The sequence below is a fragment of the Mesorhizobium sp. P2_F5 genome (assembly GCF_056403715.1).
The window spans coordinates 64,111-79,890 of sequence record NZ_JBFUEY010000017.1 but is presented as its reverse complement, the minus strand read 5'-3'; the positions used below and the strand labels follow the sequence as shown (position 1 = coordinate 79,890).

The 15,780-nt window shown below is 59.9% G+C and carries 14 protein-coding genes; 7 read left to right on the top strand and 7 right to left on the bottom strand.

From position 1 onward, the window contains the following. Positions 1 to 195 precede the first annotated feature (195 nt). On the bottom strand, positions 196 to 1,509 hold the full coding sequence (locus tag AC1DYO_RS21815) for an NAD(P)H-dependent oxidoreductase (RefSeq protein WP_477266575.1): 1,314 nt from the start codon (positions 1,507 to 1,509) through the stop codon (positions 196 to 198). A gap of 152 nt (positions 1,510 to 1,661) precedes the next feature. Continuing rightward, entirely contained in the window at positions 1,662 to 3,056 is a 1,395-nt protein-coding gene (locus tag AC1DYO_RS21810) for a multicopper oxidase family protein (RefSeq protein ID WP_477266574.1), read from the bottom strand. Between the two features lie 229 nt (positions 3,057 to 3,285). Here AC1DYO_RS21810 and AC1DYO_RS21805 point away from each other — a divergent pair, with 229 nt between their 5' ends. Then, entirely contained in the window at positions 3,286 to 4,059 is a 774-nt protein-coding gene (locus tag AC1DYO_RS21805; RefSeq protein ID WP_477266573.1) for an SDR family NAD(P)-dependent oxidoreductase, read from the top strand. Between the two features lie 27 nt (positions 4,060 to 4,086). On the opposite strand, the gene AC1DYO_RS21800 is transcribed toward AC1DYO_RS21805, so the two are convergent. Continuing rightward, entirely contained in the window at positions 4,087 to 4,692 is a 606-nt protein-coding gene (locus AC1DYO_RS21800) for a hypothetical protein (RefSeq protein WP_477266572.1), read from the bottom strand. 171 nt (positions 4,693 to 4,863) lie between these two features. On the opposite strand from AC1DYO_RS21800, the gene AC1DYO_RS21795 reads away from it, so the two are divergent. Then, complete coding sequence (locus AC1DYO_RS21795; protein WP_477266571.1) at positions 4,864 to 5,472, top strand: DUF6314 family protein; 609 nt, start codon at positions 4,864 to 4,866, stop codon at positions 5,470 to 5,472. Between the two features lie 325 nt (positions 5,473 to 5,797). Here the strand turns inward: AC1DYO_RS21795 and AC1DYO_RS21790 are convergent, their stop codons facing one another. From AC1DYO_RS21790 to AC1DYO_RS21780, 3 genes are all read right to left on the bottom strand, one after another. Beyond that, entirely contained in the window at positions 5,798 to 6,553 is a 756-nt protein-coding gene (locus AC1DYO_RS21790) for a LysR substrate-binding domain-containing protein (RefSeq protein ID WP_477266570.1), read from the bottom strand. A gap of 673 nt (positions 6,554 to 7,226) precedes the next feature. Then, entirely contained in the window at positions 7,227 to 7,520 is a 294-nt protein-coding gene (locus AC1DYO_RS21785) for a GYD domain-containing protein (RefSeq protein ID WP_142869763.1), read from the bottom strand. A 577-nt stretch (positions 7,521 to 8,097) separates the two neighbouring features. After that, the gene (locus tag AC1DYO_RS21780; RefSeq protein ID WP_477266569.1) at positions 8,098 to 8,937 is read right to left on the bottom strand and encodes a hypothetical protein; all 840 of its coding nucleotides are present in this window, start codon (positions 8,935 to 8,937) and stop codon (positions 8,098 to 8,100) included. Between the two features lie 1,056 nt (positions 8,938 to 9,993). Here AC1DYO_RS21780 and AC1DYO_RS21775 point away from each other — a divergent pair. The 5 genes from AC1DYO_RS21775 (at position 9,994) to AC1DYO_RS21755 (ending at position 13,912) form a co-directional block, all read left to right on the top strand. Continuing rightward, positions 9,994 to 10,590 (top strand): recombinase family protein, encoded by a 597-nt coding sequence (locus tag AC1DYO_RS21775; RefSeq protein ID WP_477266568.1) that lies wholly within the window; start codon positions 9,994 to 9,996, stop codon positions 10,588 to 10,590. 133 nt (positions 10,591 to 10,723) lie between these two features. Continuing rightward, the gene (locus AC1DYO_RS21770) at positions 10,724 to 10,966 is read left to right on the top strand and encodes a hypothetical protein (protein WP_477266567.1); all 243 of its coding nucleotides are present in this window, start codon (positions 10,724 to 10,726) and stop codon (positions 10,964 to 10,966) included. Between the two features lie 52 nt (positions 10,967 to 11,018). Next, entirely contained in the window at positions 11,019 to 11,381 is a 363-nt protein-coding gene (locus AC1DYO_RS21765) for a hypothetical protein (protein WP_477266566.1), read from the top strand. 636 nt (positions 11,382 to 12,017) lie between these two features. Then, positions 12,018 to 12,629: a hypothetical protein gene (locus tag AC1DYO_RS21760; protein WP_477266565.1), complete on the top strand. Its 612-nt coding sequence runs from the start codon at positions 12,018 to 12,020 to the stop codon at positions 12,627 to 12,629. Continuing rightward, positions 12,626 to 13,912 (top strand): hypothetical protein, encoded by a 1,287-nt coding sequence (locus AC1DYO_RS21755; protein ID WP_477266564.1) that lies wholly within the window; start codon positions 12,626 to 12,628, stop codon positions 13,910 to 13,912. The genes AC1DYO_RS21760 and AC1DYO_RS21755 overlap by 4 nt, the downstream gene beginning before the upstream one ends. On the opposite strand, the gene AC1DYO_RS21750 is transcribed toward AC1DYO_RS21755, so the two are convergent. Next, positions 13,909 to 15,762 (bottom strand): DUF2357 domain-containing protein, encoded by a 1,854-nt coding sequence (locus AC1DYO_RS21750; RefSeq protein ID WP_477266563.1) that lies wholly within the window; start codon positions 15,760 to 15,762, stop codon positions 13,909 to 13,911. The genes AC1DYO_RS21755 and AC1DYO_RS21750 overlap by 4 nt on opposite strands. Positions 15,763 to 15,780: the final 18 nt, after the last annotated feature.

Sequence of the window (15,780 nt, the reverse complement as noted above, 5' to 3'; positions counted from 1 at the left end):
AGACTGTCTGAATGAATCATACAATCATGGTCGACGAAGTGGCGTGGCTGCGGTCGGTGGAGTTGGGGAGCAGGTTGAGAGCTTAGTGACAGCCCCCAACGTCGTCATCCAAGGGCGGAGCAAGGAGCGGAGCTCCGTCGCGAAGACCATAGGATGACGAAACGATGGGTTGCCGCTTTCCAGACAACCAAAGGCCTAGCCCCCGTACAGCATCTCGTCCTGCAACTTGCGCAAAGCGAACAGCCTCGTCGTTGGATCGGGCGTGGCATTGTCCGTGGTCAGCAGTTCGCCCTTCCTGACCGGTTTCAGCACCTTGCCGCCCTCGAGCAAGCCGACCGGCACGGCGCGGTGGGCGCGCGCCCCTTCGACGGTCATGGTCCAGGAGCGGTAGCAGGTCTCGCCTATGGCATCGAATGTCTCGCCGGCGGCGAGATCGCGCTTGGCGACCGCGCACACCTCGGCGACCGGCTTCGGCAGCGGCACCATGTCGGGCCGGCCGTAGAGCATGATGCGCGCCGCCGTCAGCGGCACTTCCAGCGAGGTCAAATGATAGGGCCTGAAGAAGCTGTAATAGGGGCCGTGGCCGATATGCAGATCGTCCATGCGCTCGACGATGCGCGGATGCGTCGCCTCGACGATGACGAAGACGCCGGGCGCCACGCCCTTGCCGATGGTGTAGTCGACGACGCCCTTCTTCGACAGGATGCCGCCATCGGCGCGTGGAATGAGCACTTTTGCCAGCTCGTCGCGGTCGACCTTCGGGCCGTGCATGCCTGGCACATCCGGCACGAGGCCGGTGGCATTGGCGATGGCGCACATCTCGACCATGGTTTTCGAGCCGTCGACGAACTCGACCAGCATGCGCGGGTTCATGTTGCGGCGGATCGCTTCCTCGCGATAGTCGTCCGGCACGGCATCGTGGTTGAGCGGGTTGTTCTTGCCCTTGCCGGCCGAGACGATGGTGTAGCCGAGCGCCGAGGCAAACTCGATCAACTCCATGCAGCTCGACGGCTCGTCGCCGGCGCCGACCGAATAGACGACGCCGAGCCGGTCGGCCTGCTGCTTGAGATAGCAGCCGATGGTGACGTCGGCCTCGACATTCATCATCACCAGATGCTTGCCATGCTCCATCGCCTTGAGATCGAAATCGGCGGCGACGCCGGGTTTCCCGGTGGCGTCGATGACGACGTCGATCAGCGGATTGGTGACCAGCATCTCGTTGGAAGTGATGGCGATTTTTCCGGCCTCGATCGCCGCGGTGACTTTCGACGCAGTTTCCGCCTCGACCGCCATCGCCTCGTCGCCATAGGCGATTCGTATGGCGTCACGCGCGGTGTGCGGACGGCGCGTCGAGATGGCGCAGACCGAGATACCTGGCATCAACATGCCTTGCGTGACGAGGTCGGTGCCCATTTCGCCGGAACCGATGACGCCGATGCGCACCGGGCGGCCTTCGGCGGCGCGCCTCGCAAGATCGCGGGCCAGTCCGGTCAGGGCGACATTGGTCATGCAAGCGTGTCCACGGCTTCTTGATTTGCAGGCGGGAATAGCAGGGAACCGCCCTGCTTTGCCAACGAAACCGGCGGACAGCGGCAATTTCTCCGACAATAAGCCCGGCTGATCGGCTACCCCATTCCGGAGCCGACTGGCCGAATGCGGCTTCAAACCACCCTGACGTAGCTCGTCATGCCGGTTTTCTGGTGTTCGATGATGTGGCAGTGCAGCAGCCAGTCGCCTTGATTGTCGGCGACGAAGCCGAGCTGAACCTTCTCATTGGGCTGGATGAGATAGGTGTCGGAAACCAGCGGCTGCACCTGGCGGGTCGATGACGACAGCACCTTGAAGCTCATGCCGTGCAGATGGATCGGATGTGACTGCGGCGTCAGATTCTCCATGTCGATGACATAGCTCTTGCCAAGCTTCAGTTCGGCCAAAGGTGCGGTCGGGTCCGGCGTGTCGCCTGGCCACGGCACCTTGTTGATGGCCCAGAAGGAGTAGCCGAGCGAGCCGCATATGCCATCGCTCGGGACGTTTTCCGCCGTGGCGCTGAGCGACAGGGCAATGTGTTTCGCGCTGCCGAGATCCACCTCCGCCACCGGATTGATCTCCAGCGGCGCAAGGTCGCGCAGATCGCGCTTGAGCGAGCTTCCTGTCGCCCGCAAGGTAGCCAGGGTTTTGGGCTTGGTGCCCCTGACATCGCCCAGGCTGACGATCGCACCCTCCTCATCCGGCATGCGGATGGCGAGCTCCATGCGCTGTCCCGGCCCAAGCAGCAAGGCATCGGGCGAAAAACGCTGCTGCACCGGATTGCCGTCGAGCGCGATGACCGCAGCTTCCGCGCCCTCGACGCGAAAGGCGAAGATGCGTGTCACGTCGGTGATGGCGACCCGCAGCCGCACCAGCCCGCCGGCCGGCGCGTCAAATTGCGGCTGATCGAGCCAGTTGGCGGTGCGCACAGTGCCGTAGGTGCCGGTTTTCGCGGCATCGCGCGGGCGGAATTGCTGGATGAACTGGGCGTCGTCGCCAAGCCGCCAGTCGCGCAGATTGAGGACCGCTTCGGCATCGAATTTCGGATCTGCGGGATCTTCGACGACGATAACGCCGGTCAGGCCATGGCCCATCTGCTCCAGCGTGTTGCAATGCGGGTGATACCAGAAGGTGCCGGCATCGGGCGGCGTGAAGGCGTAGTCGAAGTGATCGCCGGTATAGACATAGGGCTGGACCAGGAAGGGGACGCCGTCCATCTTGTTTGGGACGCGGATGCCGTGCCAGTGGATCGTCGTCGGATCGTCGATGCCGTTGACGAGGCGCGCGGCGAAGGGCTCGCCCTTTTTCATCCGCAGCACCGGCGGCATTCCGGATATACCATAGGTCAGCACGTCCCTGGTCTGACCGACATCCATGAACTTGGCTTGGATCTTTGCAGTCTTGAGCACCACCGGTTCGGGCGTGGCAGCGGCCCAGCCGCCGAGCCGGCCCATGGCTCCAAGCCCGATGCCGCTCACACCAGCAACCGCGGCCGTTTTCAAAAGCCTGCGGCGGGTGAGTAGGGTCATTGCAGGCTCCAACGGAAAGAACATTGCCGGCGCAAAAGCCGATACTGCCACATCCCATCTTGATGATGCCATGGCGAGCCGATGACATTTGCTTGCGGCTATGACGTGAACGCCGGGCCGGCTGCCGTCTAAGGCGCCGGCTGGCTTTCGGCTTGCGAGCGGGTAGTGTTCAGCATGGGATGCCGGGTACGACAGTTCCGGCCTGACGGGCATTCACGGGAGGTTTGCGATGACAACGGATTACACGCCGAAATTCGATCTGGCCGGCAAGGTGGTGCTGGTTACCGGCGCCTCGCGTGGTATCGGCCGCGCCTGTGCGCTGGCCTGCGCCGGCTCCGGCGCCGACATGATCGTCGGCGTTCGCAGCAAGGCCGACGGGGCGGAGCTTGTCTCCGAGATCGAGCGAATCGGCCGGCGGGCGCTGGCGGTGGAGATGGACCTGACCGATCTCGCCACGGTGCGAAAGGCCGTCGCCGAGGCGCACGCCGCCTTCAGCCGCATCGACGTTCTGGTCAACAATGTCGGGCTCGGGCCGGAAAATCTGGCCGAGAATGTCACCGAGGAAGATTTCGACCTGACGGTGAACGTCAACCTCAAGGGTACGTTCTTCACCACCCAGGCGGTGGCAAAGCTGATGATTGCGCAGGAAGGCGGGCGCATCATCAACATCAGCTCGCAGGCCGGCACGGTGACGCTGAAGGGCGAAGCGATCTACTGCATGAGCAAGGCGGCGATCAACCATCTGACCCGTTGCCTGGCGGCGGAATGGGCGCAGCACAGAATAGCCGTCAACAGCGTGGCGCCGACCTTCATCTGGACCGACGGCACGCGGCCCTCGCTGGCCGAGCCGGATTTCCACGCGCATGTGCTGGGCCACATCCCGCTCGGCCGCATCGGCGACCCGATCGACGTCGCGGGAACCGTGGTGTTCCTGGCGTCGCCGGCGGCCTCGCTGATCACCGGCGCCAACATCCTGGTCGATGGTGGCTGGTCGGTGGCGTAAGCTGCCGGCGCCGTGTCTGGAACTGCTCTACTTGATCACAATCGTCGCGTTCGGGATCTTGACGCCGTTGCTGCCCGGAAAGGAAGCGCCAAGAAACGCCTTCATGTCGTCGATGATGGCAATGACGCGCTTGCGGCTGTCGACAAAGTTGATGTCGTCGGTGGCGGTTGCAAGCTTCGTCGCCGGATTGATGCAGCCGATCGACGACAGGAAGCCGCGGCCCGGATGCATCAGTATCCCGACCCGTTTGCCGGTCGGCAACAACAGCAGGCCGGGGCGCTTGAGCGCGGCCGGGTTGACGTTCGAGGTGTAGCCGATCGTCACATATTTGGCACCGGCTTGCGTGAACAGATTATAGGTGCCTGCCTCGACACAGCGATTGTTGCCGGCAGTCTTGTTGTCGCCCGGCCCCTTCGTTTCTGCAGTCACTCCGGAAAGACCGGCGACTTTGACGCCGTCGTGAAAGACTTCGTATTTGCCCACTGTTCTGCGCTTCGGGCTTCTTGTCTGCTCGCCGGTGCGCGTAATTCTCAACTCCCAATTCTTAGCCATTTCACCCTCCTGGCCTGTTAAGATCATTGCGCAAGACATCAATAAATACGAGCGCACCGGCAATGCTGTGTTGCCGATCACGAGTGCTACACAGAAATGTTGCTTCCAGACTGTGAGTTTGTTCACTCCAGACCAAGAACTTTTCGGCCGCACGCGGGCTCGAGCGAAGTCACGGCGGCCGGGAATGACTTTTGCGATCGTCGAACACCGGATGCGGCACGTCCCGCAGGGCGCGGTGCAAGGCTGGAGCTGTTGCCTGACGGCCGTTATGAAACGAAGCCAACCGCCAGTCCTATGACCCTGATAGACGTCACGGTCGAATGGCTTTGCGCGACGCTGTCCGGGCCTTTATTGTTATCCATGACACGAAGCGAAGCGCTGTATTGTTACGGGTATAATGTGGATCGCATCTATTTGACCGAAGGTGCAGCCGGCGCCAGGCCGTGGCAGAGCATTGCCGACAGCCTTGCCGGCGCCTGGACGGTCCGCCGCACGATGATCGATTTCCTTGCCGGTGCGACATACAATTTCGCCGGCAACGCTGTTGTCACAGCTAATGCATTCACCGAGCGCGGCGTCATGCAAATCGGTGCTCATGCGATGCCGGCAAGCAGAGCCTACAAGCTCGAGCGGCGCGACCATTCGATCCGGATTCTTCGTGCCGACGGCAGCGAATTCATCGAGCTCGAGCCGAAGGCAACACAGAACGTCCAGCATCATTGCGGCGCCGATATCTATTTCGGGCGCTTCTTGTTTCGCGGCCCGGACGAATGGGCCGAGGCGTGGCGGGTCAAAGGGCCGCGCAAGAACTACGCGAGCCTCAGCCGGTTTCGTCGCCTAGATGGCAATGATCTGACTTGAGGCGGAATGTTGCCATCTAAGGTGTAGCGATTCTTGAGGGATTCGGCTGGTGCTGCGAGCGAGGATTGAACTCGGCCAAAAACACGCCAACTATCTGTTTCTATTGATATTTTCCTGCCGCTCGCGCCACTGCTCTCGGTCAGGTATGCTCGTCGGAGCATGTCCATGCCTACGAGCGCGTCTACGCAGGCATTCTTCCGAGCGCTAACTCCTGCACAATCCACTCCGCAAACGCACTTGCGGGTCGGCTGAGCCTTTGGAGATCGGGTGCAACAAGCCAATACGCGCCGTCGGGCATGTCGATCTCGAACGGGCGCACAAGCGTTCAAAGCCGAAGGTCCTCGCCATCTATTACAAGGTCGGCGAGAGCAACGCCGTGGCCGTGCTTCGCGGCCTGAAGGGCCTGCTCCCCGGAATGATAGATGGGACCCTTCTGCGAAGCGAAGTCCGGAAGGCCGACCGTCTGGAACCACCTTGCCCAGTACGTCCGGTCATAGCAGTGCAGCAAAGTGTAGTGGAGCAAGTCTGCTGGTGAGCGAAGAGGCGGGCCGGACGCCAGCAGGGTGGGTGCAAGGACAGGTGTTTCCCGCCCGTCAAAGAGGTGCTGCGCCTGCGTCCGCGGCCATGATCGCGCGGTCCTCCCCCAGCGGATGGCCACCTCTGCCTCGTGAGCGCGAAACTCCACCAGCCGCACGTCCGCCTCGAGCGAGACGTCGACGTTAGGATGCTGCTGTCGAAACCGATTGAGGCGCGGGACCAGCCAGCTGGAAAATGTCGGTTCGGCGCTGATCCGAAGCATGGCCTGGGCTGGTTCGGCGAGGATTTGCGAAAGCCGCAGGTCGATGTCGTCGAAGCTGGCGGTCAATTGGTCCAGGAGAAACCGGCCCGCTTCGGTCAATTCGACCCGCCGGTGCAGGCGCTCGAACAGTGGCTGGCCGATGAAGGCTTCCAGTTCGCGGACCTGCCGACTGATCGCGACCTGCGACACGAACAGTTCTTCGGCGGCACGGCTGAAGCTCAGCAAGCGGCCCGCAGCCTCAAAGCTTCGCAATGCGGTCAGTGGCAGGCGTCCGCGCTTCATCCGCATAACCCAGCGTTATTCCAACTGGATGCTAAACTCGTTTGAAGAGAGTGACCAGCGGCGGCTTAGTGTCTCCAGCAAGGAGACAAGCCATGTGGGACTTCGTGGATATCTTGGCAGAAGTGCTTCGCATCGTGACCTTTCAACCGCGCGAAGCCCGTATGCGCTATCGGCTTCCGGAGTGGGAAGAGAGGATGGAGCCACCCGCCAATGAGCAATCCCTCGGCGCGGAGCTTCAGGACGTCGGCAACCTGCGAGCGAAGGGCTCTGATCGCGGCAAGCGTGCGGGCCTCATCCGCTCGATCAGGAGTGATAGGCCCCGATGTCGGTGGCCATGATCGCGGCGAGCCGCCGCTCCACCCGAACAGTTGGCATAACGCCCTCCAGCGCAAAGGCTGTACTTCCCAATCCTCGCAGGTCCGACTGCAGCCGGCAATCGAAACCGTCGGCCTTGGAAGACTACGCGCTGTCCGGCTGCACTGCGTGCAAGCTGCAGTTCTGATAGCCGCTATGCAGCTGGCCACGATTGCGACCTGGACCAGAATAGCTCGCTGAACGTCCCTCAAGAAACCCCGGCTCTGCCGGGGTTTCGCTTCATGGAAAACAGATAGGCCTGCCGCCGTTCGGCTCAGCGGTCGGCTTCAATCGTCTGCGCAAGGCAGCACAGCGGCGGTCAGGCCATCTTTGCCATTATCTTGGCCATATCCGCCGCGTCGAACGCTCTCAATGTCTGAGTTCTGATGTTGCCCAGCGATGCGATCGATAAGGCTAGTGCGGTCGCAGCAATGTCGTCGTCGGCTTCGGCAATCGCCACAACATCATGTTGACCAAGCGTCCACAACAGGGTGTGAACCTTGATGCCGTTCTTGCTGGCCATCGCCTTGAAGGCCTCAGCACGTTTCTGAGTATCCTTTATGCTCTTGATGCCTTGATCTGTGAAATTTGACAGCAATACGTAATAAGCCATTTGTTCCTCCCATGGTGGGAGCGGGCGGGCACTCACGGCGCGTCCGCCGTCTCCCGGAACTACGATAACACGAGTCAGGTGCGCGAACCACTTGGGGCAAGGAAGGCCATGATCGCCGTTGGATGGTCACGACTGCCCCCCCCGAAGTTTCTTCAGCGCGGCGCGGCGGTCAGCTCCGAGGGCGTTCGAAGTTACGTCTTTCCTGCCATGGCAGGGTGAAGGTCCTTCGGAATGACCGGCCGAGCGTGGTAGCGGCCGTCGCGGAATAAGAAATACCGATTGGCTCCGCCCATGACGCTTGCAACCATTTGTTACGAATTTTGTAACAAGACAATGGACGCAATGCCTTGCAAATCAAGGGCTTCAATGATTTCAAGGAGATAGGCTGGTGCTGCGAGAGAGGATTGAAGTCCCTCTAACCTCACACCCAGCGTTGAAAACATAGAGCTTTTCAGGGCGGGCACTTTGGATTCCATAGCAGCGGACCATAACAGCTGCAAGCCGAATGATCTTAGCCAGCACGGTTACGCGGGACAGGGCGAAGAGGCCCTTGGTGGAGGCCGTGAGGTTGGTCTGGCTAGCTCGATTTCATATTTGGTGCCAGCGATTTGAACGATGCGCCTGTTCCGTCAAAGAAATTCTTGAATTGCCACAAGCCGCCTTCAAAGCTGATTCTATGAATATGTTGCCCTTTAACCATCCCGTCTTCGATTGCGTCCTCCGCAAAATAATAAAATTCTCCTTGTTGCTCAGTAAACTTTAGTATCGTAGAATCCCATTTCTTGTCATCGACATCCCAAACACCCCATTCTCCAGCCGCCCCATGGGGCTTGACTATTTTGTTGGCTGACGTGAACGTAGTTTCAAACTGAGATACAAATACATCAACGGGATATATGCACCCCTGTGTTACAAATCGACGCTTCTCAGATCCGACAGGAACAAAGTACTCTAAAATGGATGCAGCATAAGTCTCCTTGTTCGCATTCCTGAGAATCTTCCATCGGCGCTCAAGGGAGCCACCCTCGACTATAAATAACGTTACAGATTTAAGACCTGCAACGCTCGCATTTACAGTATTCACCAAATATGAAAATATAAGACCCGCAGGCCCGCCTACTACAGGTGGAAGAAGTCCGGTAAAAATTGCTCCCTGCACCTCAATTACGTACGGCACATCGTAATTTGCTGTAATGCCTCCCATGGCTGTCTTGTAGTCATGTGCCTGGGGCTTATTGAGGACCAGTCGATCAACGATCATCTCGCCCGAATTGCCGAGAATCGAATCCACCATAGTAACGCCAAACACGGCATACAAGGAACTGCTGCCGTTCTTAAGCTTAACACTGCTCGGCAACAAAGCGCTGAATGCTGCTATTGCCGCCTGGTCGCCGGAACAATTGTTCTCGGCATCCATGAACCAATCTCTCGCCACTGCCGACGAACAAACTTGGCAACAAAAAAAGGCGGCTACAACCAGGCAGAGTCTGCGCATAGATTGACTCCGAAATGACCGGCAATGGATAGGCGGTTTCGGCTAGCACGCGTCTGCGCCGGTTTTTTGAGCACAAATGCAATGGCCGTTTTCGTCGCAGACTGGGCGGCGCCATGGGGTATAGGCACCACAATCGTGTACTACACCACAGGTGTCGGTTACGGATTGACCACAAGCCCCCACGGAGTGCTCGTTGCCGTTCCATTCGCAACTATCAGCCACCCTCTTGTAGGGAATGGACGAAGGCGAAGATATAAGTGGAACAGATGAAGAAGCGGTGCGATCTGAAGGAAGACTCTCCTGAGCTGAAGCAAGGCAGGTAAAGAAAGTCGCTGCAATAGTAAATGACGCCAGGATTCGCAAAGACATTTTCTTGACCTCCTTGGGAGTCTCAAGTCAGGCGCCTGAGTAAACGTCATATTCGCAGCACCGTTATCAGAGCGCCGTTCTGAAGATCACGGTGGCGATTGTTTAGGTTACCTTCTATAGGCTAATAGGGCAAAGAATTTATCACAGATATTTTTCTTTGCAAGTATGAAAGGAGTTGTGTGGGCAAGACGTGGCAAAGGAAGCGCGGGCGGTATGGAGGTTGCCTGTCGAGGGAGCCGTCTACTTATGGACGTTCTTAGCTGGTCGCGCCCGTGAGCGTTTGCACCGGGCAGCCCGGAACACTCTCAGGGTCGATCACGCGAAGGCTTTAGTTTACGTGGCAGCAGACGGCCCTCCCCCCTCCTAGGGGCATGGGTAAGCAACGATGTGGTCCCCGATGGCCTCCGCCTCAAATGCCTTGGGTCTACCTGGCAGTCTGACCGCGAGAAGCGTGGCCTGCGCTCCGACAGAACCCTGCGGTATCAATAGGGCTTGCCCCAGTGAGTCGGCCAGAAAGGGCGAATTCGAGTCTCACATAAATACCGATTGACTTTTTGATACTAATGGATCACACCCTCTTAGAGCCTAATGATCCGCAGGGGAGCCGCCATGCAAGCGCCGGAGCACGTCACCACAACCGCCACACCGAATGGGCATCTCGTTGGCTACGCCCGCACCTCCACCACCGACCAGAAGGCAGGACTGGAGGCCCAGCTCAGAGACCTCACCGGGGCGGGGTGCTCAAAGGTGTTCCGCGAGGAGCTGTCCTCCGTGGCAACCAAGCGGCCGGAACTTGAGCGGGCTCTAGACTATGTGCGAGAAGGCGACACTCTCATCATCACCAAGCTTGACCGGCTGGCCCGCTCCGTGGCGGACCTCGTGGGGATCACCGCCAAGCTCCGGGCAAAGGGTGTGGCCCTCCGCATCCTCGCGATGAACCTGGACACCGGAACCCCAACAGGGAAGCTCATGGTGAACCTACTGGGCTCCATTGCGGAGTTCGAGCGGGAGCTGATGTTGGAGCGGCAGCTTGAGGGGATCGCTAAGGCCAAGGCCGAGGGGAAGTACAAGGGGCGGGCTCCCACAGCCAAGCGCAAGGCCGCCGAGGTCATCAGGCTGAAGGCCGAGGGCAAGACCGCTGACGCCATCGCCCAGGAGCTGGGCATCGGGAGGGCGAGCGTCTTCCGCATCCTGAAGGCGGCCTAAAGACACAGGACCGTGGCCCAGACACTCGATTATTGTGCGAGTGACAACACTACGAGTCTGCACAGTTTATACTTGTTGATCGGCGACTCGATATGGCCATAATGGGCGGCGCAACTCAAACCGGAGACTGCGCATGACAAACCTGACGCCGGCCCGCCTGTCGCCCCTCCCCGCATCAGCCGCTGCATTCGCCGACCCCGACTTCTCCATCACCTTCGCCCTGGACCACCTTGAGCATTTCGAGGTGAGCGCCTTTCTGGCAGACCGAAGGGCTGGGCGGGACCTCGCGGGCTGGCTGTCGCACGTCATCTCGGTTCGCGATGAGGTCAGTTCCTGTTACGGCCCCAGTGCCGGTGCCCATCCGCCTCGCCCGTAGCGGGCCGCCAAGCTACCCCTGAGCCGGCCCCGAAGCAGAGCGTGAGTCAGTGATGTCGAGTAAGACTGTCCGTAGATATCTCGAAGCCAATCGCCGCATGATGGCCGAGGCCAAGGATATGCCCATAGGTATCTCGGTGGCGTTCCTCGGGGCTGCCATCTGGGGGTTCGACCCACGAGACCCTAACGACCCGCTGACCCTGGAGGACCTCGCAAGTCGTCTGGGGTTCTCGGCCACCACCGTCTCGCAGCACATGCGGTATCTAGGCCCCGGCTACCGCGAAGGGACACCGGGCTTGGGACTGGTCGGGACGGCGCGGAACTCTGATAACGGTCGCAAGAAGATATTCTACCTGACGCCGCGCGGACGTGGGCTTCTCTCGCAAATCGAGTTCATCCTGGACGGCGGCCCGTAACCAGCGCACCAGGGCGGCCTCCGTGAGCGAGGCATAGGGCGTGCACTAGACTAGCCCAGGCTGGTCCCGCAATTCCCTTGTACTTGATAAATGGCCAGCCGCGTCCCCTAATTCCCACGTACTTGAAAAGCGCCCTTAGCCGCTGATAGCCCTTGTACTTGATGAGGACGTAGCGGCCCGACGAATAGCCCACGTACTTGATATGCCTTCAGCCGAAACGATTCCCACAATTCCCTCGTACTTGATAAGTCGCTGGCCCTGCCGGGGCCTGCAAAGGCGTGTACTTGAGGAGCGGAATAGCTGGCTCCGCCATCCGATGGGCGACGCTGGCGCTTCTTGTGTGGAATAATACCCACCCGCGAGAGATCGTATCGGTGGACCATTCCAGTCGCGGCGGGCAGGACCACATGGCTCGGCCCAATGCCCGCTCCCCAGCCGTATCTAGCTCTAGAAGACTGTAAGCGCGGCAGCAGACTGCAGCCCCAGGCCTTCCTCGGGCCGCCAACCAACCTCCAGCGCCCGACCAAATGGAGCCTCACCAAGGCCGGTGCGGTCGTGCGCCGCCAGCCACCACCCGGCAGCAGTGCCGATCATGCCATCATCCCCTAACGCCCCGACCAATAAGGAACTACGGACATGACAGCTTCAAAGTACGGATTCGCCCCCGGAGAACTCAACTCCCCGCATGCAATCTCCGCCGCAGTCGCCGCCTGGCACGAGCCCCAGAAGAAAGTGCCGGCAGTGGGGAGTTTTCAGCTTGGCACCTATGGCGTCGTCTGGGCGGGGCAGGACGGGGAGGGCGTCTTGTGGGGCGCTGGGCACACCACCAACGGGGTCCCGATGCTTGCCTTGGGCATTCGGCGCCTGTTGGCGGTAGTGCCCATCGGCTTGGAAATCTTCGTTCAAGCTCATGCGGAGCTAGGAGCATATATCGGGCCAGGAGGCCATATCCGGGCGGCTATGCGGCGAATGGGTCAGACCACCATGCGCAAACCATTCTCTGGCTACGAAGTGCTTAGGGAGATCACCATCAGCCATGACGAGGGCGCTTGGAAATATCAGCAAGGTAACAAACCCACCGCTGCTAACCGCCTGGGCATAGCCACGGCAATCGCTCAAGGGCCGGCCCGCCTGGCAGGCTTGGAGTACCAACGCTCCACCAACCCGTCATTTGGCGACCTAACGCTGGGCTCCATCCAGGCATGCGAAATTCCGCGGCCGTTCACCATCGCCTTGGAGGGGCCATGACCACAGAAGCACAGGTGCCCGATACCGACGAGGAGACCCCAGGTCGCGACATCCACCACGACCCGTGGCTGACCTCTGTATGTCCAGCCCTCCAAGCCCTCGCTGCCACCATCTTCGCTAACATGGAGCGGAACTCTCCCACGCCGACACGGCAGCGCCGGGATGCCACGGAGCGCCGCAAGGCAATCACAGGGAATCTGATCGCCAGCCTGGCCTTCCTGGTCCTCCACCATCCTGCCGGCACCCGCTTGGCCATCTCCGCAAGGAACAACCAGACGACCCGCTACGACCGGCCCAGGTTCCCATGCGAGGTAGTCACCAAGCTCGTGGGCGGCATGGAGGCTTTAGGTCTCCTCACCCGGCATCGCGGCGGGCGAGGCCAGCAGCGGTCCACCATCGAGCCGTCACTGCTCTTTCGCAACATGACGGCGGACCTGGGGCTTGGCCCGAAGGCGTTTGGGCGGGAGGCGGGTGCCGAGACCGTCATCCTTAAGGCCTCCACTGGGAGGGGCCGGAGCAAGCTCCTCCTAGACTACGCCGACACCCCCGAAACAATCGCCATACGGGCGGACATGACGGCCATCAATGCGTTCCTCAACAAAACCGACATCCGGCTAGAAGGCAGCCCGTCCCCGGTCCCCATCCTCCTCACCCGCCGCTTCCAGATTGAGCACCCAGATGCACCCCGCGCATTCGACCAACACGGGCGGCTCTATGGCGGCTTTTGGATGAACCTTCCCAGGACCCAACGGCATCTCCTCCGAGTCAATGACGAGCAGGTGGCGGACTTGGATTTCACCGCCATGTTCCCTCAATTGGCTTACTTGGAGGTCGGCTCGGCGCTGCCCCAGGGCGACCCATACGGGGGCATTGGGGGCCTGCCGCGAGCGGCGGCCAAAATGGGTCTATCCGCGCTTCTCTGCCGCCGTGGGGCCATGCGCCGGCTGCCCAGCGAGGTCCGGGAGGCAGCAGGCAAAGAGTGGAACGCCAAGCGGCTCAGCGAAGCCCTAGCGGAGCGTCACCCCGCTATAGCCCCCATGTTCGGCACGGCGCTTGGACTCAGGCTCATGTTCACCGAGAGCTGCATCCTGGTCGCCGCACTGCGCTCCCTCAGGGCGGAGGGCGTCCCAGCGCTGCCGATGCATGACGGAATCATGGTGCCGCGCTCAAAGTCCGATCTAGCGATGAGAGCAATGGCTGAGGCTTCCACTGAAATCACCGGCAGCAAGCTTCCGGTACAATTAAAGCCCCTCCCCGCGCCATTCGCAAATCGCTCCTGCTAAAACAGGCCGGTCTCCTCTTGGTACGGTTTCCCCTGATAGACCGCATCCAGGATTCCACGGAGGAATTCACGAACTAGGGGTCTTTGAATTGCATCTCGGCCAGGGCAGAGATCGAAGGCGCCAACACTAGGGAAAAGGTAACTCGGCGGCCCGTCAAAAGCCGAAGGATGGCGAACAAACAGATTTCTTCTCCTGCCCTCGAGTTTGGTCGATGAACCGTCTCCCGGAAATAGAATATAAGCGCCTCGGCTGCTAAGAATTCCATCGCGGTAGGTGTGCATCTTGAAAAGATCGTCCTGCCGGTGAACCCGCGTTAGCTCTTCCTCATAGCCAGCATCCTCTGTCTCCTCCGCCCCAACGCCGCTAGCTTCGGACAGCTCCGCGATGTCTACGGAATCGAGACGATATTTCGCGTCAAAGTGCAGCCAATGCCTTTGCGATTCTCCATCACGGTCAACTACGATCTCAATGCTATAGTCGGGATCAAATTTGGCAGTGTAGCTCCCATACCAGGTGGAAAGGCCGCGCGTCGGGCGCGGGAATATCCGGTTGTAGAAGAGGTTCATCTTCAAAGACCGTGACGCTTCCCTTCGATAGAGGTAACTAACCCGGCTGCGCTTCCCCCGGAGTAGCCGCACCTGAAGACCGTTCTCGGTTATGTCGATCAGAGAACCATCAGTTGGCAGCTCCGCCTCGGCCAGTTCCGCCAGCGTTCGCCGAAGCAGAAAAAAGCACCAGTATTCGTACAATTCACTTACCGGGCGAATGTCCCCAATCAAGCCGTCGGCTAGCTGTTCGGCCCGCTTCCAAGGCAGTTCGAGGCTCATCCTTAAGGAGAGGTCCAGCTTCAATATTTCCCTGTAGCCTCTCCGTTTTTGTAGGACCTGAGAGTTAGATGGGAAACTTGTAAATGTGCCTATCCTTCGCCACTGTCCTGCAGAAAGTTCCTCATCAAGGGAATAAATCCAGCCCTCGACCTCGCGCAATGAGGCGGTTCTGCCGTTGTGGGCGAGGCTTCCTGCGAGGCGCTGCGCTATGAGTTGGAGCTCTTCCAAAAAGAACTTGACGTAGCGGTTTTCGGCTGTGTCTATGGTCTCGCGTGTCTCGATGACGGGGAACTCTCTCGGACTATACCCGCGAAACACGCCCGCTAAAGGCCCCGCCTTTACAACGGTTGAAGCCTCAAATTCCTCGATGAAGGCCGCAATATCTGGCTCCTGAACGGATCCGATATCCTCGGTCGCCTGCCACTGGTCCAACCGTGAATGGAAGGACCGCCTTATCTCGTCCAATGCAACAGGTAGGTTCCTTTCGGCCATCGTGTGACGTAGCTGGAAAAGTAGAGCTGCTTCCGTTTCAGGTGTCACGTCCGCTAGGTTGAAAGAGGCGCTAACCGGGCTGTCGTATTGCAGCAGGAGTTCCGAGAATTCCTCGGCGACCTCATCCAGCAACGCCCGGAATTCTTCGAGGTACCCGATCTTGCGGCATACAACTTCAGCCACGAAGGGCGCGTCGTCCGAGACGCTTAGGTCAATGATGCCCGCATGGCTTCGCAATCGCAGCAACCCAGATATGGTCGTGCTGCCGTCGTCGTTAGCCCGCCATCGGCGAGGAGGATCACTTCGGAAAACTGTCGCCAGCCGCTCTCTAAATGGCCAGCCTTTGACATTTGGCTGGTCGCGTAGCAAATCATCTATCGACTTCGGCAGGGTCACATCGACAAAGTACTCTGTGTTCTCCCTCAGCTGGAAGCGCTCGAAAAGAACATCAGAGTCTCCACGCCAGCATATTGCTGGAATTCCACGAACAGCGTACTCGTCTAAATCTTCCTCCTCCTCCGCGAAAGTCATCTGCGACGCTTCGGGAAG

Bases quoted from the DNA above. Each gene is read 5' to 3' on its own strand.
- AC1DYO_RS21815 (WP_477266575.1), bottom strand. From the start codon at position 1,509: ATGACCAATGTCGCCCTGACCGGACTGGCCCGCGATCTTGCGAGGCGC.
- AC1DYO_RS21770 (WP_477266567.1), top strand. From the start codon at position 10,724: ATGACAAACCTGACGCCGGCCCGCCTGTCGCCCCTCCCCGCATCAGCC.
- AC1DYO_RS21805 (WP_477266573.1), top strand. From the start codon at position 3,286: ATGACAACGGATTACACGCCGAAATTCGATCTGGCCGGCAAGGTGGTG.
- AC1DYO_RS21760 (WP_477266565.1), top strand. From the start codon at position 12,018: ATGACAGCTTCAAAGTACGGATTCGCCCCCGGAGAACTCAACTCCCCG.
- AC1DYO_RS21755 (WP_477266564.1), top strand. From the start codon at position 12,626: ATGACCACAGAAGCACAGGTGCCCGATACCGACGAGGAGACCCCAGGT.
- AC1DYO_RS21775 (WP_477266568.1), top strand. From the start codon at position 9,994: ATGCAAGCGCCGGAGCACGTCACCACAACCGCCACACCGAATGGGCAT.
- AC1DYO_RS21780 (WP_477266569.1), bottom strand. From the start codon at position 8,937: ATGGATGCCGAGAACAATTGTTCCGGCGACCAGGCGGCAATAGCAGCA.
- AC1DYO_RS21750 (WP_477266563.1), bottom strand. From the start codon at position 15,762: ATGACTTTCGCGGAGGAGGAGGAAGATTTAGACGAGTACGCTGTTCGT.
- AC1DYO_RS21765 (WP_477266566.1), top strand. From the start codon at position 11,019: ATGTCGAGTAAGACTGTCCGTAGATATCTCGAAGCCAATCGCCGCATG.
- AC1DYO_RS21785 (WP_142869763.1), bottom strand. From the start codon at position 7,520: ATGGCTTATTACGTATTGCTGTCAAATTTCACAGATCAAGGCATCAAG.
- AC1DYO_RS21810 (WP_477266574.1), bottom strand. From the start codon at position 3,056: ATGACCCTACTCACCCGCCGCAGGCTTTTGAAAACGGCCGCGGTTGCT.
- AC1DYO_RS21790 (WP_477266570.1), bottom strand. From the start codon at position 6,553: ATGAAGCGCGGACGCCTGCCACTGACCGCATTGCGAAGCTTTGAGGCT.